This is a genomic window from Teretinema zuelzerae, assembly GCF_021021555.1.
Lineage (GTDB): Bacteria > Spirochaetota > Spirochaetia > Treponematales > Treponemataceae > Teretinema > Teretinema zuelzerae.
Genome location: NZ_JAINWA010000001.1, coordinates 1,094,284 through 1,118,195 on the forward strand (window position 1 = coordinate 1,094,284; position 23,912 = coordinate 1,118,195).

At 57.9% G+C, this 23,912-nt stretch carries 22 protein-coding genes; 7 read left to right on the forward strand and 15 right to left on the reverse strand.

The features are described 5' to 3' along the window. The 6 genes from K7J14_RS04980 to K7J14_RS05005 all read right to left on the reverse strand — a co-directional run bounded on the left by K7J14_RS04980 (position 1) and on the right by K7J14_RS05005 (position 4,958). Complete coding sequence (locus K7J14_RS04980) at positions 1-423, reverse strand: hypothetical protein (protein WP_230753882.1); 423 nt, start codon at positions 421-423, stop codon at positions 1-3. Positions 424-521: 98 nt separating this feature from the next. After that, the gene (nikR, locus tag K7J14_RS04985) at positions 522-938 is read right to left on the reverse strand and encodes a nickel-responsive transcriptional regulator NikR (protein WP_230753884.1); all 417 of its coding nucleotides are present in this window, start codon (positions 936-938) and stop codon (positions 522-524) included. A gap of 11 nt (positions 939-949) precedes the next feature. Beyond that, a complete protein-coding gene (locus K7J14_RS04990; RefSeq protein ID WP_230753886.1) occupies positions 950-1,546 on the reverse strand; it encodes a class I SAM-dependent methyltransferase in 597 nt (198 codons plus the stop codon). 9 nt (positions 1,547-1,555) lie between these two features. Beyond that, complete coding sequence (locus K7J14_RS04995) at positions 1,556-2,101, reverse strand: ECF transporter S component (RefSeq protein WP_230753888.1); 546 nt, start codon at positions 2,099-2,101, stop codon at positions 1,556-1,558. 50 nt (positions 2,102-2,151) lie between these two features. Further along, on the reverse strand, positions 2,152-4,119 hold the full coding sequence (locus tag K7J14_RS05000; RefSeq protein WP_230753890.1) for a CbiQ family ECF transporter T component: 1,968 nt from the start codon (positions 4,117-4,119) through the stop codon (positions 2,152-2,154). Next, complete coding sequence (locus K7J14_RS05005) at positions 4,104-4,958, reverse strand: ATP-binding cassette domain-containing protein (protein ID WP_230753893.1); 855 nt, start codon at positions 4,956-4,958, stop codon at positions 4,104-4,106. Before K7J14_RS05005 ends, K7J14_RS05000 begins: the two co-directional genes overlap by 16 nt. 203 nt (positions 4,959-5,161) lie before the next feature. Between K7J14_RS05005 and K7J14_RS05010 the strand changes: the two genes are divergently transcribed. The 4 genes from K7J14_RS05010 (at position 5,162) to dhaL (ending at position 9,026) form a co-directional block, all read left to right on the forward strand. After that, positions 5,162-6,082, forward strand: a complete 921-nt coding sequence (locus K7J14_RS05010) for a PocR ligand-binding domain-containing protein (RefSeq protein ID WP_230753896.1) — start codon at positions 5,162-5,164, stop codon at positions 6,080-6,082. 186 nt (positions 6,083-6,268) lie between these two features. Next, positions 6,269-7,372 carry a glycerol dehydrogenase gene (locus K7J14_RS05015; protein ID WP_230753899.1) on the forward strand — a complete coding sequence of 368 codons (1,104 nt, stop codon included), beginning with the start codon at positions 6,269-6,271 and terminating at the stop codon, positions 7,370-7,372. Further along, complete coding sequence (dhaK, locus tag K7J14_RS05020; protein ID WP_230753902.1) at positions 7,369-8,364, forward strand: dihydroxyacetone kinase subunit DhaK; 996 nt, start codon at positions 7,369-7,371, stop codon at positions 8,362-8,364. The genes K7J14_RS05015 and dhaK overlap by 4 nt, the downstream gene beginning before the upstream one ends. Before the next feature lie 17 nt (positions 8,365-8,381). Further along, positions 8,382-9,026, forward strand: coding sequence for a dihydroxyacetone kinase subunit DhaL (gene dhaL, locus K7J14_RS05025; protein ID WP_230753905.1), 645 nt, complete (start codon positions 8,382-8,384; stop codon positions 9,024-9,026). Here the strand turns inward: dhaL and K7J14_RS05030 are convergent, their stop codons facing one another. Then, positions 9,027-9,920, reverse strand: a complete 894-nt coding sequence (locus tag K7J14_RS05030) for a lipid II:glycine glycyltransferase FemX (protein ID WP_230753908.1) — start codon at positions 9,918-9,920, stop codon at positions 9,027-9,029. A 63-nt stretch (positions 9,921-9,983) separates the two neighbouring features. Between K7J14_RS05030 and K7J14_RS05035 the strand changes: the two genes are divergently transcribed. Then, positions 9,984-10,367, forward strand: coding sequence for a hypothetical protein (locus K7J14_RS05035; RefSeq protein WP_230753911.1), 384 nt, complete (start codon positions 9,984-9,986; stop codon positions 10,365-10,367). A gap of 83 nt (positions 10,368-10,450) precedes the next feature. Here K7J14_RS05035 and K7J14_RS05040 read toward each other — a convergent pair whose 3' ends face one another. The 8 genes from K7J14_RS05040 to K7J14_RS05075 all read right to left on the reverse strand — a co-directional run bounded on the left by K7J14_RS05040 (position 10,451) and on the right by K7J14_RS05075 (position 22,289). Further along, positions 10,451-11,671 carry a formylglycine-generating enzyme family protein gene (locus K7J14_RS05040; RefSeq protein ID WP_230753914.1) on the reverse strand — a complete coding sequence of 407 codons (1,221 nt, stop codon included), beginning with the start codon at positions 11,669-11,671 and terminating at the stop codon, positions 10,451-10,453. Positions 11,672-11,901: 230 nt separating this feature from the next. Further along, positions 11,902-12,912 carry an alpha/beta hydrolase gene (locus K7J14_RS05045; RefSeq protein ID WP_230753917.1) on the reverse strand — a complete coding sequence of 337 codons (1,011 nt, stop codon included), beginning with the start codon at positions 12,910-12,912 and terminating at the stop codon, positions 11,902-11,904. A 53-nt stretch (positions 12,913-12,965) separates the two neighbouring features. Next, positions 12,966-13,886, reverse strand: coding sequence for a hypothetical protein (locus tag K7J14_RS05050; RefSeq protein WP_230753920.1), 921 nt, complete (start codon positions 13,884-13,886; stop codon positions 12,966-12,968). A gap of 306 nt (positions 13,887-14,192) precedes the next feature. Next, positions 14,193-16,046 carry an ABC transporter ATP-binding protein gene (locus K7J14_RS05055; protein ID WP_230753922.1) on the reverse strand — a complete coding sequence of 618 codons (1,854 nt, stop codon included), beginning with the start codon at positions 16,044-16,046 and terminating at the stop codon, positions 14,193-14,195. Between the two features lie 13 nt (positions 16,047-16,059). Beyond that, entirely contained in the window at positions 16,060-18,006 is a 1,947-nt protein-coding gene (locus K7J14_RS05060; RefSeq protein WP_230753924.1) for an ABC transporter ATP-binding protein, read from the reverse strand. A 388-nt stretch (positions 18,007-18,394) separates the two neighbouring features. Beyond that, positions 18,395-20,611, reverse strand: a complete 2,217-nt coding sequence (locus tag K7J14_RS05065; protein WP_230753926.1) for an adenylate/guanylate cyclase domain-containing protein — start codon at positions 20,609-20,611, stop codon at positions 18,395-18,397. A 92-nt stretch (positions 20,612-20,703) separates the two neighbouring features. Beyond that, complete coding sequence (locus tag K7J14_RS05070) at positions 20,704-21,366, reverse strand: class I SAM-dependent methyltransferase (protein ID WP_230753927.1); 663 nt, start codon at positions 21,364-21,366, stop codon at positions 20,704-20,706. Beyond that, positions 21,363-22,289 (reverse strand): hypothetical protein, encoded by a 927-nt coding sequence (locus K7J14_RS05075; protein ID WP_230753929.1) that lies wholly within the window; start codon positions 22,287-22,289, stop codon positions 21,363-21,365. The genes K7J14_RS05070 and K7J14_RS05075 overlap by 4 nt, the downstream gene beginning before the upstream one ends. A gap of 119 nt (positions 22,290-22,408) precedes the next feature. On the opposite strand from K7J14_RS05075, the gene K7J14_RS05080 reads away from it, so the two are divergent. Further along, positions 22,409-22,639 (forward strand): hypothetical protein, encoded by a 231-nt coding sequence (locus tag K7J14_RS05080; RefSeq protein ID WP_230753931.1) that lies wholly within the window; start codon positions 22,409-22,411, stop codon positions 22,637-22,639. A 138-nt stretch (positions 22,640-22,777) separates the two neighbouring features. Next, positions 22,778-23,701, forward strand: coding sequence for a hypothetical protein (locus tag K7J14_RS05085; RefSeq protein ID WP_230753932.1), 924 nt, complete (start codon positions 22,778-22,780; stop codon positions 23,699-23,701). The last annotated feature ends 211 nt before the right edge of the window (positions 23,702-23,912 follow it).

Genomic DNA, 23,912 nt, shown 5'->3' on the forward strand with positions numbered 1-23,912 from the left:
TCAACCTCCAAGAGATCTCAACTTTTCATCCAGGACCGTAAGGCGCTGTCTAAGCTCCCGCACCTGATCAAGGCTTGCGTGAATTTTCGACTGCATATAGACGTCAGCGATAATCCCGTCGAACAGGAAATCTGCCAGAGTGGAAAAGGTTCCGATGTTCATGGAATAATCCGTCGCTGATTCTACGGAAGACAGTTCCCGTCCGAGATGTTCGAGCTTCTGCTGAATGAGGTTCATAACGTCGGAGGCCCGGCCCAGCTGGGAATGCTTGATGAGATCGGTGATGAGACCGCCTCCGAAGATGTCGACGAATCCCCAGGCACGCGCGTTCTTGAACTTGCGCTCGGCCTCGTCGGTGAGAGCGAGAAGCTCCGAGATAATGCCGCGCGAACGTGTCAAGCTTAAAAATTGAGTTTCGGTCATCGGTCTCCCCTGTTCCATATGCACATCGTCCCTCCGTTGCTGTTCAACGAAGGCATGAATTCAATATACGAAAAAAGGGTCAGAAAAGCGAAACAGAATTACTCTTCTTCGACCCCGTAGGCGGAAAGGCTCAAACTTAAATGAGTGACTCCCGCGAAGGCTTTCAGGGTAGAAGCGAGATTTTCAACATCCAGAGCCTTTCCGCGGACTGCGATGATCTCAAGGCAGTGGTCGTGGTCGAGATGGATATGCTGCGTGGAAATGATCGAATCCTGAAAGTCGTGCTGCACATGCATAAGGCGCTCGGCCAGATCGCGGCGGTGATGATCGTAGGTCATCACCACGGCTCCGGCGACCAGTCCGTTGTCGTCCCGCTTCTTTTTGATGAGGGTTTCCCGGATCAAGTCGCGAATGGCTTCCGAGCGGTTCTGATATTGTTCGCGCTCGATGAAGGCGTCGAAGGCGTCTATCAGTTTTTTGTCCAGCGAAACACCGAAGCGGTACAACGAACTCATACAGCTGCTCCTTACGCCCGCGCGCCGGAAACGATGAACCGGTCGTGCGTTGAAATCTTTATATCGACGGCGAGCTTGCGTCCCATGAGGGTGGCCAGTTCGTCCTCGTGCATAAGGCCCACCGACACCCCGCTCGCCGCGCCGCTGTGATGCCGGTCCAGCTGAGCGCGGCTCATGCTGTGGGCGATCGTAAGCCGTCCTCCGGGAGAGAGCACGCCGCAGAGGCGTTCGATCAACGCGGCCGGATCGGGAAAATGAGGAAACGCGTTATAGACCACAACCCGATCGAAGCAAGCGCTCAGGTCCGTTTCCATAATGTCGGCGCACAACACATCGACGCCCGTTCGAGCGAATTTGTTCCTCGCGATTTCTACCATGGACGAAGAAATATCGACTCCGAGCACGGAGGCTGTTTTCCGCTTCAGATAGTCGGGAAACAGCACTCCCGTTCCGCAGGCAACGTCCAGCACCCGCACGCCTTCGGTTATGCCGGCGGCGTCGAGAATATACGAGATTGCCGCTTCGTTGCGCACGAGGCGGGCGTCCCACTCGCTGGCGCGCTCGTTGAAGAAATCGATAATGTCTTCTTTCCGGATAAGGGCTTCCATCGGCATATCCTATGCGTTACGGGCTGATCGGCTGCGGGAAGGTACAAGACCGGCGCGCATGAGGGAAAGGACGATCGCGGGAATTAGCACAAGCTGGATGACGATGCCCGGAAGGGCGGTAACGAAGTATCCGGAAAACCAGATGGTCATAGTGATTTTTCCGGGAGCGAACACGAAGGCCCGCGCAAGTCCGGCGACGACGCGGCCGATCAGCATGGCGGGAATCAGGGCGGCGTACACATCGACGAGAAACACGCCGGTTCGGATGAAGCGGGAGAGAAGCCCGATCATAAGCCCGTACACGGAAAGTTCGATCATCATCATCGGAAGGAAGGCGGCGGGAGGCATTCCTGTCAGCATCGAGGAAACGAGGGGACCGGCAAGTCCGCACAAGAGTCCGAACGGCCAGCCGCACACGAGGCCGCAGACAAGAACGGGCAGATGCATCGGAAGATAGATGCTGCCGGCGTTCGGCACGGCGTGAAAGGCCATGGGAAGCACGACGCAAAGGGCGATGGACACGGCGGTTACAACGGATTTCTTTACAGCAGTCATTTCGACACTCCAAAACAGATATTTGTACAATCCGCAATACGCGGATTCGTTCACCAATGAAAAAAACATATAAGGGCAGGAACGCACAGCGAAAACGCAAGAGCGGCGTAGTCGCGGAACGCGAGCGCCTTCATGCGCTTGCGCCTCTTGACGGCGCCCTGGAAACCGCGCGCTTCCATCGCCTGCGAAAGCTCGTCCGCGCGCGTAAAGGCCACCAGAAAAACGGGAACCGTCAGCGCGAGAACGCTCAGCGTTTTAACGGCGATGTTCCGGGAATCGAAGCGGGCGCCTCGCGCCGTCTGCGCCTTGCGGATGCAGTCCGCTTCGTCGCGGAGCAGCGGAACGAATCGCAGCGCGATTCCCAGAATCAGGGCAATCTCCGCCGCCGGAAGGCGAAGCAGAGACAGGGGAGAAATCGCGCGCTCGATCGCGCCGGTCAATTGAGGCGGAGAAGTAGTCTCTATCAGCGCGTTTCCCAAAAGGGTCAGAATCAGCACGCGGAAGGCGATCGAAGCTCCCTGCGCCGCGCCCGCGCGGGAAGGCGTAAATATCCACCAGGACCATCCTCCGGAAGACTCGAAAAAAAGAAAGTTCAAAACGAATACGAAAAACACGAACCAACCCAGGCCGCCCAGATAGCGCGCCAAGGCAGAAGGGCGCAACCCCGACGCCGAGAATACGGCTGCCGCCGCTCCGGCGACGAGGAGAAATCCCGCGAGCGTGTCTGCGAACAGCACCGCCGCGAGCAAAAGACAAAACGAGGCCAGCTTCGCGCCGGCATTCATCCGCTCGAGAAAAGACGGCCGGGGCGGCAGACTGCGATTATCGTCCTGTGCAGGCTGCGCGAGCCCCCCGCCGTGTGCGAGCCCCTCGCCCTGTGCGAGCCCCCCGCCCTGTGCAGGCTGCGCGCCCTGTGCGAGCCCCCCGCCGTGTGCGAGCCCCTCGCCCTGTGCGAGCTCCCCGCCCTGTACGAGCCCCCCGCCCTGTGCACGCTCGCCGCCCTGTGCAAGCCCCCCGCCCTGTGCGAGCTCCCCACCCTGTACGAGCCCCCCGCCCTGTGCGAGCTCCCCACCCTGTACGAGCCCCCCGCCCTGTGCGAGCTCCCCACCCTGTACGAGCCCCCCGCCCTGTGCAGGCTGCGCGGCCTGTGCGAGCCCCCCGCCCATCCCTTTCAGCCTTTCCGTCAACGCTGTGCGCAGCTCCCCGCCCATGCCTTTCAGCCTTTTCGCCAACGCTGTGCGCAGCTCCTCGTAACGGAACACGCCCTCGCCGACGTCGATTCCCGCCTCGCGCAAAGCAGCGGCGACGCTTCGCACCGGACTCGCCGGCATCAGAACAGACTCGCGGACGGGAGAATCTTCCGCAACGGCGCCCTCTTCAAGAACAATTACCCTGGAGCAATGCTCGCACACGGCGTCCGCGTCGTGGGTCGCCATGAGTATCGAAACGCCCCGGCGGTTGAGCCGGTCCAAAAGAAACAGAAAATCGCGCCGTCCCGCGGGGTCCAATCCCGCCGTCGGCTCGTCGAGCAGCAGATAATCCGGACGCGAAGCGAGTATTCCCGCGATCGCGACGCGGCGCTTCTCTCCGCCTGAAAGTACTAAAGGCGATACGTCGGCATACTCGCCGTACTCAAGGCCGACCGCATCGAAGGCCTCTCGAATCCTGGCCTCCCGTTCCGCATCCGGAAGTCTCTTCCGCTTCAGCGCGAAGCCGACGTCCGCCGCGGCGGTGAGCGCGAAAAGCTGAGTCTCCGGATATTGAAACACGATCCCGATTTTTTCGTTCCCCGCCTTCCGGAGCTCTTCCCCGTCCAGGAAGACCGCCCCGCTCGAAGGAGAGGCGAGGCCCGCGGCGATTTGCAGCAGCGTGGATTTTCCGCACCCCGTCTTTCCCATGAGGGCGACGAACTCGCCCCGGCCCACGGAAAACGACGCTCCCCGGAGCGCGCTTTTGGCAGCCGGCCCGCGGTGAAAAGACGGATACGCGTACCAGGCGTTTCTTACTTCAAGCGGCATGCTTCCTCCGCGAACTCGGCAACCGTCAGCGGACAGCGGGATAATTCGATTCCCGCCTCGCGAAGATCCAGATACAGCTTCACCGGAACCGGCGGCTCGAGCCGCGCGCGCGCTAGCAGGGCGCGGTCCTGAAAAATCTCCCGCGGGCTTCCCGACGCTATCGCCTCTCCGCGATCCATTAAAATGACGCGGTCCGCAAGCGCCGCCTCGTCTACCTGATGGGTTACCATCACCAGGGCGCGCCCCTCGCGGTTCTTCAGCGAAACAAGGGCGTCGAGGATTTCCCGCCGGCCCTCCGGATCGAGCATGGAGGTCGCCTCGTCGAAAACCAGCACCTCAGGATCGGCGGCAAGCACTCCGGCAAGCGCGATCCGCTGCTTCTGCCCGCCGGACAACGCATACGGAGACCGTTCCTCGTAGCCGGACATTCCGACAGCCGCAAGGGACTCTCGCACCCGATTTCTCGCAACCTCTTCGGCGCAGCCCCGGTTCGTCAACGCGAACGCGACATCCTCGTATATTATAGAAGAAACAAATTGAGTATCCGGATTCTGGAACACCAAACCGACCCGCCTGCGCGCTTCGATCTGATCCCCGGTCAACGGCCCCGCTGCGTTCCCCGCCGGCAGATTCAGCCCCGCGACAGAAAGCCTCCCCGAATCGGGAATCAGCAGCGCGTTCAAATGCCGCGCGAACGTGGACTTCCCCGAACCGTTCGCCCCGAGAATCGCCGCGAATTCCCCGCGCCCGACGGCAAGGCTCGCACTCCTCAGGGCCGGCCGCTCCCGATCCTCCACGCGATAGGTAAATGTCAGATTTTCAGCTTCAACGACGTTCACAGGAAGTGCATGATAACACGTTATTCCATTTTCGTGCTACCGCCTTTCTCCGGATTTATGAGAAAAACAATCAAGGACGAGGCCGAAAAAAGCATCAGGGGAGAGAGCCGTTCCGCGCAGCCGGCGCGTGCGAAGGTCCCCGCAGGGGCGGAATCTCCATCGGCTGAACTTGACAGACGGCCGAACCGGGGAGACAATAGCGAATGCCTTTTACCGCTCCGAACCTCGACTACATCATCAACGCGCACAACTACCAGAAGATTCAGGACTGCCTTTCGGAGGCGTCCGACATGGCGATGCTCATCGTCGACTTTCAGGGAACTCCCGTCACCGAACACAGCAGATGCAGCGCCTACTGCTCGCTCGTCCGCTCGAATCCCGAACTCAACAACCTGTGCAGAAAATGCGACGCGCGCGGCGGGCTCGAAGCCGCCCGGCTTTCCAAACCCTACATCTACCGCTGCCACATGGGAATTCTCGATCTCGCCGTTCCCATCGTTCTGGGAGGCGTCTACGCCGGGGCCATCATGGCAGGACAGGTAGTTCCCGCCGACGAGGACGCTCAGGAGCTCGAAACGATAGCGGAAGGAAGGCTGTCCGCGATCGACGGAGATTTCTTCGCCGAACTGGAGAAACAGAAAAAACTCCTTCCGGTCATGTCGCGGGACAGGGTGCAGATCATCGCCAACATGCTCTTCCAGATCAACAACTACATGATCGAAGAAGCCCTGCTCAAGATAGAACTGAACGACCGGCTCGAGGCGAGCGGATCGCAGGACGGACGCGCCGCAGAAGGAAGGCCGGCGTACAACAGCTTCATCATCAGGCCCGCCCTCGACTACATCGCGTCGCATTACCACGAACGGATCACCCTGGACGAAATGGCGTCGAGGTGCAACATCAGTTCGAGCTACTTCAGCAAGCTCTTCAACAAAATCACCGGAGAGACCTTCGCGAATTACGTGAACACGCTCAGGATACGCAAGGCCTGCGAGTACCTCGACCAGGAAGACATTCCCATCACGACCATCGCTTTCAACCTCGGCTTCGACGACATCAGCTACTTCGACAAGGTGTTCAAGAAGATCGCGGGAACGACGCCTTCGGCCTACAAGAAAAACTGATCCGGGCTCCGCTCGGCCGAGTGCTGAAAAATGCAATTCCTTTTTACCGCTTCTGCGCGAAGTTACGGAAAATCATCCTGATTACTACCAGCGAATATCCCCTCGCAGAGCCATACTGGAATCAAGGCAGGAGCGGCGCCTGACAGCGCGCGGACGTTCCGCCTCATTCAGTTCAAGGAGGCACATATGAGAAAGGCATTCATCTCCCCGGTCAAATACATTCAATGCGAGGGGGCTCTCAGGGATCTGGGAGCCTACGTCAAGCTGTACGGAAAATCCGCCCTGCTGATCGCCCATCGCGACGACGCCGCCCGCGTCAAGGAAGCGCTCGATTTCACCGCGAAAGAATACGGAATCGCATTCGTCGCGTCGGACTTCGGCGGCGAATGCTCGCGCCAGGAAATCGCGCGGCTGAAGGAAAAAGCGGCGCAGGCGAATTGCGACGCTGTAATCGGACTCGGCGGAGGAAAGGCCATCGACACCGCCAAGTGCGTAGCGGACAGCGTCAAGCCGGTCATCATCTGCCCCACCATCGCCGCCACCGACGCGCCCACGAGTTCCTCCGCGGTGCTCTACACTCCCGAAGGAGCCTTCGACGACTACGCCTACTTCGTCAGCAATCCGAACGTCGTCCTCGTCGACACCGCGGTGGTCGCCCAGGCGCCCGCGCGCTTTCTCGTCTCAGGCATGGGCGACGCGCTTTCCACCTGGTTCGAAGCCCGCTCCTGCATGAGATCCTTCGCGCGGGTTAACGCGAGCGGACACGGAAGGCCGGATGCCTGCGGAACCCGCGCTGCTCTCGCGCTCGCCGAACTCTGCTATAACACCCTGCTCGAAGACGGCGTCAAGGCAAAACTCTCCTGCGAAGCGAAGTCCGTAACTCCCGCCCTCGAAAACATCGTCGAAGCGAACATTCTTCTTTCGGGGCTCGGCTTCGAAAGCGGCGGACTCGCCGCCGCCCACGCCGTCCACAACGGATTGACCGTCCTCGAGGAAACCCACAAGTTCTACCACGGAGAAAAGGTCGCCTTCGGAACCATCGTCCACCTCGTGCTCGAAAACGCGCCGACCGCGGAGCTTCATGAAGTCATCGCGTTCTGCAAGTCGGTCGGCCTCCCCGTCTGCCTCGCTGACCTCGGCGTAACGGAAGCATCGAAGGAAAAAATCGCCGCCGTCGCCAAGGCCGCCTGCGCGCCGGGAGAAAGCATCCACAACATGCCCTTCCCCGTTACCGAAGCAGCCGTTTGCGCGGCGATTCTCGCAGCGGACAAAATCGGGAGCCGGGCATGAAAAAGATCATCAATGCTCCCGAGACGCTGGTCATGGAAATGTGCGAAGGAATGCAGCGCGCCCATCCGGACAAGCTGGTTTTCATCGCCAAGAGCAAGATTATCCGCCGCAAGACGCTTAATGCTGACAAGGTCAGCCTCATCTCCGGCGGCGGAAGCGGCCACGAGCCGGCGCACGCGGGATTCGTCGGAGAGGGAATGCTGGACGCGGCGGTGTGCGGCGACGTGTTCGCCTCGCCGTCGACGATCCAGGTGTACAACGCGATCAGGGAAACCAAATCAAACAAGGGAACCCTGCTCATAATCAAGAACTACTCAGGCGACTGCATGAACTTCGACGCCGCCGCGGAGATGGCTGAAGAAGACGACGGAATCGTCGCCGAACGGGTGTACGTGAACGACGATGTCGCGGTGAAGGACAGCCTCTACACCGTCGGACGCCGCGGCGTCGCGGGAACGGTGCTGGTGCACAAGGCAGCAGGAGCGGCCGCGGAAAAGGGGCTCAGCCTCGCCGAGGTGAAAGCCGTCGCTGAAAAAGCAATCGCCAACGTCCGCTCGATGGGATTCGCCCTCACCTCTTGCACGGTGCCCGCCAAGGGAACCCCGACCTTCGTCTTAAGCGAAGACGAAATGGAGTTCGGCGTCGGCATCCACGGAGAGCCGGGCACGCGGCGCGAGGAAACCGTCACGGCAGACGAGCTAGCGGAAAAGCTTCTCGACTGCATCTGTCCCGATCTTCCCTTTACCGCGGGCTGCGAAACTGCCGTGCTCGTGAACGGATTCGGCTCGACTCCCCTTCAGGAGCTCTACCTTCTGTTCAACTCGGCCGCGAAGTCCCTCGAGAAGCGCGGCATCAAGATCGCGAAAAGCTATGTGGGCAACTACATGACCTCGATCGACATGGCGGGAGCCTCGATCACGCTGATGAAGCTCGACGAAGAACTCAAAGAACTGCTTTCCGCTCCGGCAGACGCCTGCGGATTCAAATGCTGAACGATCAGGAGAAACACATGAACACGCTGACAACGACGGATATGGCCGGACTCGTCGCCCGCATGGCAGACATCATCATTGAAAACGAAAAACCCTTCTGCGAGCTCGATTCCGCGGCGGGCGACGGCGACTTCGGCATGTCGGTCGCCAAGGGCTTCAAGGTCCTGAAATCAGAATGGAATGCTCTCGACAGAGCTGACATCGGAAGCTTTCTCAGGGACTGCTCGCTGATCATCACCGAACACTGCGGAGGAGCCTCTGGCCCGATCTGGGGCTCGGCCTTCAGAGCCGCCGGCAAAAACGCCGCGGGGAAAGCCCTCGTCGATCTGGGAGAGTTCGCTTCTCTCATGCAAGCGGCAGTCGAGGGAATCCAGAAGCGGGGCGGCGCGAAGCTCGGAGATAAAACCCTTCTCGACGCCCTCATCCCTACCGTAGAATCGCTTTCGGCAAGCGCCAGGGCCGGGCTTCAAATCGAAGCGGCCTTCGAAAAAGCGGCGGCGGCGGCCCGCGAAGGCGCCGAAAAAACCCGCGAATACTCAGCGTCCAAAGGACGCGCGAGCTACGTAGGCGACCGAAGCTTGAGCCACCCCGACGCCGGAGCCATGGCCCTCGGCATCATCTTCACGCAAATCGCGGAGACGACGGCCGCGGGCGCGGTGTAATCACCGGATTCCCCCGAGATTCTCCGCGTTGCGCTGATGCTCATAGCGGTCCGAATCGAGGGGGAAATCCCAACACCCGGCATAGTGAATTATTTTTCCGCCCAGTCCGGTTTTGAATGTATACAAGCCGTACATCGAATGTCCGGGGTCTCCGTTCGGCGGCACACCCATCAAATCGTATTCAAGGCATCCCATGCTTTTCAACAGCTTGATAGCCTCCCACTGAAGCCCGTAGTTCGGCATGGCGTCCCGCCGCTCCAAACTCGATCCGGCGTACAGGTAATACCCGCGCGTTCCGCATACGCCCAGAATAATTCCGGCCAGCGGAACGCCCTCGAGTTCCGCGAGCAGAACAAAAAACCGCGGAACGGGATTCCCACCCGCCGGCGAATCGCCGATGGTCGACGAACAATCTGAAACGGCCGCGCTTGCTGGGCTGCCGGATTCGCGCGAAAGATCGGCGAACTTCTCCGCATCGCGAAACAGCTTCTCAAAATACGCTAGGCCCTCGAAATAAAAGCCCTTCCGCCTCGCCGTCTCCGAATACAGCTCATGCCAAACGGGAAGAGACTCTGCGCCGGCGACCCTGAACGAAAGACCGCTCTTCAACGATTTTCTGACGCAGTTCCGCGTCGTCTGCCTCATGCGTGAAAGAATAACCTCTTCCGCTTCCCTCAAGCTGATGATCACTGTATCGGGGCTGAAATGATCCAAGGGCGCCTTGCGCAGCTGGCGGAAACGGGTACCGTAATTCATGCGCAGCTCGCGGAGTTCCGGACGGGGAGCGCCCTTCCACTGGCCGGCGGATGTCCAGAATCGGCTGTCTGTATACGGAGATAGAAAGGGGAGGTCGTAGCGGATGCAGGACAAGCCCGGGGGAAGAACTTTCTGCAAGGAGAGGGAGAGCTCTTCAAGAAAAAGCCCGCGATCCCCTTCGTCGAGCGGAAGATCCGGGCCGTGGGGCGCGTACGCGTACCGATTATCGGAAACGCCGCCGCGCGCGATGAGAACCAGGGGAAACGACGGACGCCCTCCCCCGGATCAACGATGAATGCGAAAGATCGATTCGTTCCGCCGTTTCTGAAAAAAGCCCAAAAACCGCTTTGGAAAAGATTGAACCTCTGCGGAAGAGTCGAAAACTCCGCGGGGGCGAGCAACATGGCACTGTCCTGGATTTTGAAGGCGTCGCGCACCGCCCTGTCGCGGTTCCGTTTCTTCGCGCTTCTGCAAAGAAAAGCCTTCGTATATTTTGCCGAAGCAATGCCCTATTCTACCCCGTATTACGGAACAGGGCAAGGCCTCGCTCGGATCAGCACTAAGTATACCCGTACATGCGAATAAAGCCTTCCGCCACGCAAGACGGAAGGCTGACAGTATTCGACCAGAACTCAATACCGCAGGGCATCAACAATGCGTGAGACCGATCACCGGCTCCTGACCAAACGGAATCCTATCTCGGATTCACGTTTCTCAGGATGATATCCGGTTATCGTACCGACATTCAGGTACATACGGGGATTACTGTAATACGTTCCGCCTCGAGTCGACCTGACATATCCGGGCATCGCTAGGTCAAAACACCACTGAGCAGCGTTTCCGCACATATCGTACAGTCCCAAATGATTTGCCAGTTTCCCCTTTACGGGCATTAATTCCGCAAATGTACTCATATCCGGATCATTAGTGTACCATGCGACAGCCCTCGTCGCGCTTTCCACGCTCGTTGAACCCGATGCGCCGCTGGCAGAATTGCCCTTTGTCCATTTCAGAGGCTGGATGGAAAAGTCGATAGTCTTTATCTCCGTTACGACTGAATTCGCCGCATCCAAACCGCGATACCTTGCCGCGTATTCCCACTCGATATCACTCGGTATTCGATAGCCGTTTTTTGTAATATCAACAACCGTATCCTGAACAAGCCAGGATTCGGCTATTCCTGAATACACGACATTATCCGTATTGCCGTCTCTCATCTCGGTCAACCAGTTGGAGAACATAACAGCGCCATGCCAGGAAACATAGACAGCAGGATAGTTCTCGAGACCCGCGTCGACAGCGAATTGCTTTGTATCTTCATTAAAGGTAATGGGTAAATACTTGTTCGATGATCCATTATAAAAAGATAGTAGCGTTTTTGTACCAAACTTTGCCCCGTATTTGCTTATAGCATTATGATCTGTAACGGTTTCGGAAAATTTGCCCTCGTCATATGCCCACTGGAGAATATTCCGCACAACTGCATTCGTTACAGTTGTTTCACCAATGAAAAAGGAATGGTCAAGGCTCGCAGTACTCGTATCGGATTTTCCAGTCGGAAATACCTTCTCTGCTCCATCGTTGGCAAGAATCATTTTATATGGTATCTCGCCGATGGTTGATACAGCAGAACTGCCGATGACCAAAGATGAATTAAAGTCTGTTTCAGTCAGAGCCAGATTACTTCCGCCAGGGGTTGGCGTCCTTGGGTCGGTCGGCGTCGTTGGGTCGGTCGGCGTGGTGGGATCAGTCGGCGTCGTGGGATCGGTCGGCGTGGTCGGCGTCTCCCCGGAATCATCAGGGGTATTCGTAGGACTATCGCACGATTGGAACGAAAGCAAAAGAACTATACACAAAAGGTATGCTGCTTTCCAGAGATTTTTCTTCATACGGTCTCCTTTCATTTCTCTTTACGTCTTTGTATAGCATCACAATATATATGTTGATAAGCTCTTACAAACCGAGTGTAGCACCATAAAATAAAAAAAGGAAAACTGAGAAAATGGATATTTTCGAGATTTTTTTATCCGACAAACACCGGTTATCTGTAAAAAAAAGAGCTGTCCGTAAGAAGAACAGCTCCCGCATACCATCAGCCTGCCGACGTTGCCGAAGAAAACTAGTTTAACGTCGCATCGAACAGCGGCTTCAGATGGTCGGTTAAAATGACAGCAAATGATTTTTCCAGTCCATGGCCGTCCTCTGCGCCTTCATAATAGGTCGCGGAAACACCCTCGATATCATTCAACTCTTCGTAAAAAGCCTTGCCCTGGGTAGCGTACGGAACGAACTCGTCGAGCGCGCCCCAGGCCAGAAACCACTGCACGCGGGTGATCGCCTCAGGCGACGCGTCGTACAGATTCTTCAACCTCCACAACGGACTCGAGAGCTTCCATGCGGACTGGGAATCTTCATCCTCCGGATCGTAGGCGCCGCCGAGTATGAGACTGAGCCCGTCGCCGACGGTAATAGCCGGCGTTCCGGCCTCCGCGTCCGCGGACGTGACGACATAATTCAAAAAAGTCTGATCCATCAAGTCGGTCGGCCCGGAAAGAGAGGCGCAGGCCACGATTGAACTGTCGCTGTTCTGGAGCGTTTCAAGCAGCCCCAGATGGGCGCCCGCGGATAAGCCGACCACCGCAATCTTCTGGGGATTAAAGCCCCAATCTGCGGCTTTCTTCGCCATAGCGAGGCGGGCCGCGTGCACGTCCGCGAGCATCTCGGGGAAGCCCGCGCTTTCTCCCGCGGGAGCTTCAGGATCAAACAGGCGGTAATTAATCGAAACGGTCACATACCCGATATTCGCGAAGGTCTGCATAATTAAGGAAGGAAAAATCAATTTGTCGCCGCCGGTCCACGAACCTCCGTGAATCAGAAGGACGGCGCCGCGCGTTTCATCCTGTACAGCGGGAAACCACACATCCATTTTCTGTAGCGGATCGTCACCGTACGCGAAATCGAAAATCGTCTCGCGTTTTTCATCAACCGGATCCTCGATAATCGGATCCTCTACCGCGGGATCCTCATCTCCCGAACCGGACGGATTCGAACACCCGGCAACAAGAATTGCCGCGAAAAGCAGGGCGAATAACAAACGAAACACCGAAGCCCCTGAAATACTCTTCTTCATGCTTGAAACTCCTTATTCATTGGAAAGCGGCGGCTCGCCGTCGACAATCCAGCCTACTGCGCCTCGCGCGCAAGGGCCGCGAACAGATTCCACGCCGCGTACGCCTTCCGGTTCGAGTTCACCGGCTGGGAATGCTCGGCTCCGCACTCGTACCACTCGCCCGGATGAGAGTCCTGCCATTCCAAAGCCCAGTTCCGCGTCACGGGACCGGTCCCGGTCTCGTCCTCGTAGTCGCAGGCGTCGGTTACGTGTTTATCTCCGTAGTACGCGCCGTCGCTGTCATAGCACTCGATATCGTAAAAATCGAAAAGCCAGGAGCCCCGCTCGGCGCACCAAGCGCGGATAATCTGATTATTCCGGTGAAGCGCGCCCTCAAGGCCCGAGCCGTCCGCGTGGCCGGTCATATATACGAAGGCGATTCCCGGATATTCGGCCTCGAATTCCGCCATCGGTTCAAGATACTGCGTGCGCACATCTTCCGCCGAACGGGAAGAAAGCTGCCCGCACCAGGACCACATGATCACGTTGAATTCAGGGTGCGCCGACCCCCTGCCGTCGGGATTCGCCGGTCCCAGAAACGCTTCCGTTTCGGCGGTCCAGTCCGGATAATACCCGGCGTCATGGTCGAGATCGCCCGAGCCGTAGCCGTCCCCTTCATACAAATGAAGCGCCCCGCCCGCGCCGCTCGAATTCGTCGAATAGAGCCCGGTCCCGCCCATAAAAGCGTCGAGCGAATTAAGTCCGTCGGTAATCTGGCTCCCGTGGGAGGTATGCCCGTACCCGATATGCAGGGCGTCTTTCGCGAGCAGGATGTCCGCATCGGACAACGCAGTCAGCGCCGACCGCGTCGCATGAACATGATCGAAAATCCGCGAATCCCCGTCCGCGGGAAGGCTCGAACCGTCTCCGCAGGACGAAAGCGCCGCGCCCAGGACAAGACCGAAAAAAGCAAGAACGACATCGTTTCTTTTCATGGCGATCTCCTCGGCTTACAGCATACACCACAGCCGGCGGGATTTCCGCCCCTGAACCGACTCCCGCGCGAGGGGGCTCCGAGCGGCCGAGAACCGCCCCTGCAGGGTCTTTCTGCCTCAGTCTTGTTTTGAATTCGTACAGAAAAAAAAGGGGAAGCGGCGGGAAACCGAAGGGCGGAATCTATATCCCGCAACGCCTCAGCGAATCCCCGCGACTCCCCCTGTCTCCGAAACCCGCCGGACCTCTATACCTACCGGTAGGTATAGAGATCGGTCGTTTTTCTCCGCCACCCCCGCGTCCCTCTATCAGGACGCGGCAGAGGGAACAGCGGACTCGGACGGTGCCGGCTCCTCGCGAGCGGCTTCCAAAATGGCCTCGGAATCCAGGAACTGCCGGTTGTACAAATCGCGATACCGGCCGGCCCGGCTCATCAGCTCGTCATGGGTTCCGTCCTCGATGACGCGGCCGGCGTCCATCACGATGATGCGGTCTGCGTTCCTGATCGTCGACAAACGATGCGCGATTACCACGCTCGTCCTTCCCGCCAACAACCGGTCGACCGCGTTCTGGACGAGCACCTCGGTTTCCGTATCCACCGAGCTCGTCGCCTCGTCCAGAATCATGATGCGCGGATCAGCCACCAGGGCGCGCGCAAGGCTGATGAGCTGCTTCTGCCCGGTGGACAAAAGCACTCCGCCCTCGCCCACCATCGTTTCGTAGCCGTGCTCCAAACCTTCTATAAAGTGCGCGGCGTTCGCTTCGGACGCGGCCTTTTCTATTTCAGCGTCCGTCGCGTCCAGCCGGCCGTAGCGGATGTTCTCCCTGATCGTTCCGGAGAACAAAAGCGGCGTCTGAAGCACGTAGCCGAGCCGGCTATGCAGCCAGTGGCAGGTGCGCTCGCGGTACTCGCGCCCGTCGATATTTACCTCGCCGGATATGGGCTCGTAAAAGCGGCACAGGATATTCACGAGCGTCGACTTTCCGCAGCCCGTCTCGCCCACGATCGCCACCGTCTGTCCGGCGGGAATCGAAAGCGAAAAGTGTTCGAATATCCACTTGCCGTCTCCGTAGTGGAAACTTACGTCCTTCAGTTCGACGCTTCCCAGGATGTCGACGTCGTCCCGGGCGTCCGCCCTGTCGAGGATTTCAGGCTCCGTCCCGATCAGCGAAAGAAGGCGCTCCGCGCTGGCCTGGGCCGCCTGGAATTCCGAAAGCACCCGGGCGAACTCGCGCGCCGGATCGAAGAACATCATCGCGTAGTTGACGAAGGCGACCAGGGTTCCGAAGCTCAGCGTCTTCCCCAGAACCATCGTGCCGCCCGCGCCGAGCGCTACGGCCGCTCCGGTCGCCGCGAGAAACACGACGATCGGCATGAAGAGGGCGGAAATCCTGGCGGAGCGCAGCGCGTAGCGCCTGAGCGTCGAGCTCTGCTTCGCGAATTCCGCCTTGTGGAAATCCTCGGCGTTTAGAACCTTCGAAGTCCGCGCTCCCTGCAGGCCTTCGTTGAATACGCCGGAAAGCAGGGAGTTCGCCTTTCGCGCTTTACGCTGGGCGGCCAGCAGCTTTTTCTGGAACCAGAAGGTCGCGACAAGCAATATGGGCGTAAAAAACAGCGTCATGGCGGCGAGGGGCGGATGCATGGCCGTCATGAATATGATGATGACGATCATCATCGTGCCGCCCCACACAAGGTCGACTATTCCCCAGGCGATCGTGTCGCCGAGCTTCTGCGCGTCGCTCGTCATGCGGGACATGATCCAGCCCGCCGGCGTTTTGTCGTAATACGAGAAGCTCAGTTTCTGCAGCTGCCTGAACGCGAGGTACCGCAGCCTGTGGCATACGCGAACCTCGATCATTCCGGCGATCAAAATAAAGAGGAATACGTTCAAGCCCTGCGTTACGGCGAGCACCGCGTACTTCCGCACGAAGGACCACACCGGATCCATCGAGTTTCCCGCGCTCAGCACGGGAACAAGAGAGTCGATCGCGTACCGGGTCATGAGCGGAAAGATTCCGTCGACCACGGCGACCGCGATCATGAACGCAGCAAGCACTCCCAGCCACGGAAACAGTTTTTTGTTCAGACTGAAAATCTTCTTCCACGTCTTGAAATCGAAGCCGTTCCCGAATTCCGTTTCCTTAAATGAATTTTCTTCCATTATAAAATCCTTGTCAGGCTCCCTGAGCCTCGACGGCGCGCTGCAGTTCCGCAAGGCGCCGGTACAATCCTTCTTTCTGCGACAGTTCGGCATGAGTGCCGACCGCCGTGATTCTTCCTTCCTCGAGCACGATGATCCGGTCCGCGGAGGCGAGCGTCGTAAGCCGGTGGGCGATCACGATCATGCCCGCGCGGTCCCGCGAATCTCCGCCGTGGGCGTCGAGCGCTTCCCTGATCCTGGCGTCGGTTTCCGTATCCACCGCGCTCAAGCTGTCGTCGAGCACAAGCAGCGAAGCGTCGCGTATGATTCCGCGTGCCAAGGCGAGCCGCTGGCGCTGTCCGCCTGAAAGCGTCACGCCCCGCTCGCCGACCATCGTATCGTAGCCGGCGGCGAATCCTTCGATCACCGGATGCAATGACGCGGCGCGCGAAGCTTCGAAAATCCGTTCTTCGTCAGCGTCCTCGGATCCTATCCGGATATTCTCGCGGATCGTCTTCCCGTACAAAAAGCCTTCCTGCAGAACCAGCGAAATATTCCGCCTCAGCTCGCGCTTCGGAATGCTGTTCAAGTCGCGGCCTCCGATCGTAATGCGGCCGGAAGTCGGCTCGTACAATCTGAGCAAGAGATGCACGAGGGTCGACTTTCCGCTTCCCGTCGGCCCGACTATCGCGAGCCTTTCGCCGCTCTCCATTCTGAACGACACGTTTGACAGAACTTCCGTGCCGTCCGGATAGGCGAACGAAACGTCGCGGAATTCCACGGCGGCGCGCTTCCAGAACATCGGGCTCAAGTCCTCCGCTCCCGGCTCCGCGTCCAGATCTTCTTCCCGTTTAAGCGCGAGAAGCTCAGCCATGCGGCCCAGCGCGACCTTCGTCTTGCCTGTGTCCGCGAGGACGCGGCCGAACTGGCGCACGGGCCAGAGAGTCTGATGCTCGTACGATAAAAACAGAACGATCATCCCGACGGATATTTCCCCCTGGGCGAAGAAGTACAACCCCGCGCCGAGGACTATGCCGATCTGCAGAATCCCGAGCAAACTCGAAAAGCCCCAGAACACGCCGAGCCACGCGATGAGTTTGAAGACCTGATCGCGGTAGCGTCCGTTCGCGCGGTCGAACCGTTCCTGCTCGTATTCCTGCCGGGCGAATGCCCTGACTACGCGCACCCCGGTCACGTTTTCCTGCACGATGCCGGAAAGCACGCCCTCCCGCTCGTCCGCTCCCAGAAAGATCCGCTCCACCAGTTTATGGAAACCGAAGGAATACAGAAGAATAAGCGGTATCACCAGCGTTCCCCAGAACGTCATCCTGGGGCTCAGGGAATACATCGACGGAATCGAAAGAGAAACGAGAAACAGGGTGCGCAGAATTTCCATGAACTCCTGCGCCAAAAAACGGCGAGAGGTGTCCACGTCGGAAGTGCAGCGCTGGAGCCAGTCTCCCGAATGCGCGCGAAGCAAGGTTTCATACGGCAAGTCCTGAACGCAGGAATACAGCGTATCACGCATGCGCTTCGCCGCGTGCTCCGCCGAAGCGTTCGCGCACAGCGACGCGCAAAAGCTCGCCGCTCCCTGAAGCAGAATCACCAGGACGAAAAAGAGAGCGACCATCCAGAGCCGGCTCTGCAGAAACGCGCGCCATGCCCAGCCCGCGGATTCCGCCGCGATTGCCGGAAGCGGCAGAGCGCCGCCGCCGTTGTAATCGGGGCCGAAAAAGAGCCGTCCGAAGCCCTCCAGAAACACCGGAAGCGCCAGAGGGGATTCCCCGATGATGCTGTCTATCGTGGTCTTGACGATGACCGGCGATACGAAGACGCAGAACGTTTCTACCGCCATGGCGAGAATGCCCGCAAAGTACGCGAGCTTCATTCCGCCCAGCGAAGTCCACAGCAAGCGGATGCGGCCGAATTTTCCCCATCCGTTTTTTTGAATTACATAAGAACTGAGATTAGAGACAGACATTTTCTTCTCCCGAATAGTGGGTGAACAAAGCCCGCAGGGATGCAACGAACCCTGCAGGATTTTCCGTTGAACAGAGAACTGTCTTGATTTGTCTGGGAGTCGCCGCGCCGCGGACGAAAGAACCCCGAAACGAAAAAAGGCCAGCCCTCTGCGGCGCTGACCTGCTTTTCAAAAAGAATCGGGTGGTACGGTTCTATTGAATAAGGGCCTGAAGAGCGCCGGATACGGTGGATGCGACAAGCGCGTCCGCGACAAAGAACGCGGTATCGTATTTTCGATTATCCATGTACGGCCTCCTGGTTAGATTCGATGCGCATCGAAGCGCATCGCGTATGCTGTAACTGTACTCCCGCAATCGACGGCTTGTCAACAGCCTTGGAAAAAAAAATTATTTCGCGGGAGTGTCGATCCCGTCCCACTCGTCGACGAGGCCGGATGTCATCAGCCGGTGTATCTGGGTAATAAAGGTGAATACGGCCGGATCGTCCGGCGTTTCGACGGCGAGGGCGCGGAACGAATGCATCGCGGCTTCGTAGTCTCCGTTCCGATAGGCATGCAGAGCTTCCTCGAATTTCGTCTTCGACGAATCGAACATCGCGTACGTCTCGTCTTCCAAACCATCGTAGATATGCACCGTCTCGACCGGCTTCTTTCTTCCCTGCACGCGGATCAATCCCAGATAGCGCCAGTGGTAGGCTGCCGGGTCCTCCAGGAGATCAAGGAATTCGAAGGGCACGATGATGCCTTTGCCGTAATGCTTGCACAGGCCTTCGAGCCTGCTGCAGAGGTTCACCGAATCCGCGATGACGGTCGTGTCCATGCGGTGCTCCTCTCCGACGGTTCCGAGAATCAGCGGCCCGTAGTTTAGCCCGATCCCGACCTCGATGGGAGGAAGCGATTCTGCGGCGCGCGCCGCGTTGAACTCGGTAACGACGCGCTGTATGCCTATCGCCGTCTTCAGCGCCGCGTCCGGGGATACGGGGAAAAGCGCGATGAAGCCGTCTCCCAGATATTTGTCGATGAAGCCTCCGTTCGCGCGGATGACGTCTCCGATCCTTCCGAAATAGTCGTTGAGAAACTCGAAGGTCTTCGCCGCCCCAAGCTGTTCGGCGAGCAAGGTGAATCGGCGGATGTCGGAGAACATGATGGTCATGTTCTTTTCCACCTGGTCTCCCAGCCGGATTTCGGCGACCTCTTCACGCTTGAGGAGCATGAAAAACTCCTGCGGGATGAACCTGCGGAGCGATTCGTTCAGATTAAGAAGAGATCGGCCCAGATGCTCCGACTCGTCGAAGGCTTTGGAAAACCGCATGGCGATCAGCACCGATTGCGCGAACAGAAACAGGACAAGGCCGATCGAAAGCGAATTGAAGGTATTGATCATTCCCATATTGAACAGAATCTCGTTGATCCCGAAGCACAGGAAAATGAAGATTCCGATCATGGTCGTCAGCGCGCCCTCGCGCCTTCTGAACAGCGCACGGAGAATGATGAAGAGCAGATACAGCACGTATACGCCGGTGATCAGTTCGTACCACACCACCGTGACATTGAAAACAGTCGGCGGAAAGAAGAGCATGAGAGCGAACGCGAGCCCGAGTATCTGATACGCGTTCATCGCGATGCGCGAAATGTCGCGGTCGAAGATATGCATGATGTATGCGCTGAACACCGGTATTCCGATGTAGAAGGTCAGATGATCGAGCCGGTTGAATACTTCCCAGGGAACGCCGCCGAAAAGATCGAAGGCGAACCGCTCGCCGTAGAGAAGGCTTCTCGCCGCGATGATGATGCAGAAAATGCCGAACCACAGGGGAGAGCGGTCCTTGCGCCTGATCCCGAAGAGGAAGAGATGGTAGATGCCGATGGTCAACAGAGAACCGAACACGATCAAGTCCATCGCGAGGCTTCTGATATAGGACGTTTGAACGGACATGACCGAGCCGATCCACAAACTCCGGTTGATGCCGCCCCGTCGCTCGCCGAAGTTCGCCGCCTGAATGACGAGCTCATGAACGCCGGGAGTCGAGTCGATCCTGACTACCCCGGTACGGTACCAGGGGACGGTATCCTCTTTCGTCGCCGCCGGTACGCCGGCGGAAAACGCGAGTTCTCCGTCCAGGAAAACGCGGGAGGCGGAAAAAATTTCCGGGATGCGGATGGCGGCGTCTCCCGATCCGGGGGGCAAGACGAAGCGGAGCCGCCAGGTTGCGCAGCCGTAGGGCGATAGCGGCTTTCCGTCGACCTTCAGGGACGACCATACGCCTGAATCAGGCATTTCGATAAACCAGGGATTCGCGCCCGCGCTTGCTATGCCGCCCGAACCGCCGGCGACCGGAATCGCCGAAGCGTCGCCCTCCGAAACTTCCGCGCCGCTGAAAAAGCCGGGATCAAGCAGCCGGCCGGGATAAAACTCCCATTCCCCGTCCATGGCGGCGGGAACCGGTCCGGAAAAGCTCCACTTGGTCAAATCGAGCATGCCCTGAACGGCGCGGGGTATGAATAAATCGGGATTTACGCAGGAGCCGAGCAACGCGAACATAAGCGCGACAAAGGCGGCGATCGGCAAAACAGTGCCCGGGAGAGTGTGCTTCTTAAGGTTCATGATATCCTTCTACTTTCCGAATCGACTCGAGTTTATTGTAACATGAAGAAAACTCAATTGCCAGCAAGGAAATACAATCTCCGGGATATTACTCAGCTCGCGTTCTTTCCAAGGATGAAATAGTGCCAGGAGCCGTAGTCTGCGCCGTTCACAATGAGATCCTGAGTATGCTTGACGAACACGAGTTCCTCTCGCCGGAAAAGCGAGTCGATGGTCCTGTCGTCCGCGAAGAAATGAGGAATTCCGTACTCCGGACCCTCTTCGGTTTTCATGACCGTATTATCGTCGATTTTCGGAAAGCCGGCCTCCGCGAAGCTCCACGCCTTCTTGGAACACAAACTCAGAAAAAACTCGCCCGAGGGTCGAAGCACCCGGCGTATTTCCGCAAGCGTTTTTGTAATGCCCGCGGTGTCCGTGTGCGAAACGACATGATACGCCAACAGGCAGTCGAAAGACTCGGCGGCGTAGGGCAGCGAGTTCATATCCCCGGCGGCCGCGCGGAGGGATACGCCTGAGTCCTGAGCCTTTTTTCGGGTCTCGGCCACCGCGACGGGAGAAAGATCGAAGGAATCGACGCTGAAGCCCGCCAGCGCGAACTGAAGCGAATGACGGCCGAGTCCGCATCCGAGATCCAGAAACCGGTTAAAGCCGGCCGCCTTCCAGCGGTTCAACAAAAAAAAGGATTCTTCGCAGGGGACATGCCATATATCGCTCGCGTTCTTATTCCAGTCCCAGGCCCTGTGCTCAACGCTCATTTCGGGTTCTCCGGAGCCGACCCGGCAAGCGAGCCTCCGGCCGCAGGAGCGTTTCCGGCCGTCGGACCTGCCGGCGCGTTCCCTGCGGCGGCGGCCTTCAACCGCTGTTTTCTCACATAATCGGGGAAGTTCTTTTCCATGCAATCGGGACAAATCCCGTGACTGAACTGGGATTGAGTGCGGTCTTCAAAGTAGGTTTCCACCGGCTGCCACTGATTTTCCTTGTCGCGGATTTTCTTGCAATACGCGCAAATAGGAAGCAGCCGCTCCAGCTGATAAATGCGGGTTTCCTTCTCCTCGTTCCTGATCCGCATGCGGTCGGTCAGCATCACCATCAGGCCGAAAGCCGACAGCACCTGGAAGCCCGTCAAAATTCCGAAAAAAAGATCGGTCAGAATCTCTATCCTGATAAACCCGTACACCAAATTATAGGCGCCCCAAAGAAGGAAGCAGATGCCGGTCAAGAGTCGGCCCCGTATTTCCTTCTTCGGCGACCGGACGAGAACCAGAAATCCCCCGGCAAAGAAAAGGGCTGAACGGAGTGTGCGGACGGCTGCTGTAGCCGCCGAAGGATTGAAAAAGAAAAGCGCGACGCCGGAAATCCAGGCAAAAATGATTACAGACAGGGCGAAAAAAAGCTTGATTGAACGCTGATGGCCGGTAAACAGATACACGCCGCACAGCAAAACCAGAAAGCCGCTGAAATGGCAGACTTCTCCCACCAGATAATACGCAATCGGCCGCAAAGGCAGCACGCCGGACCAGAAAACGAATCCGAGCGTGTTCAGGAGAAATGCTATCGCCCAATGCCCCGGACCGGTTTGTTCCTTCTGCACAGCCTTCAAGAACAACAATCCTATTCCAATGCAGAGAAAAATCGCCGCGAAGCCGAGATGGTTAACCTTTGTCGTACTCACATACATGGGCATATCCGCGTTACATCCTTTTAAGCCGATATTTCCGCTGTTTAAACGGTCCGTATTCCAGTATATATCGAAACTGGTTTCCGCCGCCATGAAAAAGTGTCTCAAAGGCAGTATAAATGCTTCGCTTACAGGAACCTGCGTTGTGGGAGTATTCTGCAAAAACGAACAACATGACGACGCAAACAGTCAATTTTTTGATAGCAATTTTCGGGGTCTCCGTAGCCGGAATTTCGGCGCTCATCTACCGCGACTCGAAAGGAAGAGTCGCAGGCTCGGCTCATTGGATAGCGGCGAACCTCTGCGACTTCGTCGACGCTGCAATCAGAATCAAATTGTGGGAACTATAGCGCCAGGGTCGGCAAAGCTAATAACACCCTCTTCTTAAAACAATCTCACCTCCTCCACATACAATCCTCATATTGGACTGCTATACCAATGTCAGCACGTGCGGGGAACGCCCCGCGGAAAAAAACTCGGAGGATATTATGAAGAAGACTGCCACTGTCTTTATCGCGGTACTTGCAATCGCCGGAGCGCTGAGCGCGCAGGAAGCTCCCAAGGTCGGAGTGGAATTCAGCCAGAGAATGGACTCTGAATTCGTAGACTACGATGTAGCCAAAACCTCGATGGGAAACGACGCCGTCTATTCCCGCACCGAAATCAAGGCGTCCGCAGAAATCAAACTCGCCGACAACATGAGCCTGACGACCTCGGTTAAAGACCGCCTCGAAGGCCGCTTCAATCCCAAGTCGGACGCTTCCGGAATGCGCGAACGCAACAGACTCTACCTCAACGCCGACCTCGGCATGAAGGCATCAGACCTCGCCAACCTCGGATTCGGACTCGAATACCGCCTGGAAAGCGACGTAAAGGGCGGAACAGCCTCTCCCGTCCTCCCCGCCAACCGCATAACCCCGACCTTCAGCGTCAAGGGAAAAGCGGGAGACGTCTCCTACGGAATCGCCCAGAGCGTCCCCCTCTACCTTGACGCTACCCCGACTGACGACGCCAACGACCTCGTAGTCGAATTCGACGGCGTCTACTCGGCCGGCTACGGAATGAAGCTCAGCGAAACCGCCAAGCTCTCCTTCGCCTTCAACACCAACCTCATCGTCACCCTCCCCAAGGAAGACGCGCCCAGCAGCGACAAGGCGACCATCCTCAACTACGGAACGCTCACCGCCACGCTCGGACTCGGAGACTTCTCTCCCTTCCTCGGCGCCTTCATGAACACCTCCGTCGATAAAGCCGGAGACACCGCCGCCAACATCGTCGGCGCGACCTTCGGAGCCGCCTTCGCCAGCGGAAAAACCTCGCTCTCCTTCGCCTACAACAAGGGATATAACACCGCCGAAGGCATGGACAACCGCAGCGAAGACACCCTCTCCGTAGCCGTCAAAATCAAGTAAATCTAAAAAAGATTTCGCGCTTCCCAAGCCGTCCGGCCCTCATACGCCGGACGGCTTTTTTTTATTCTCTTGAAGACAAGACTGAGGCAGGAAGCTCCGCGATCGGCGGAAACGAAAATTTCGGAGCCCCCTCAAGAGAGGGCCCATGCAGGGGCGGGAACGCATTCGAGTTTTCAATTGCGGAATATGAAGCTTGATTGCGATGCGGCGT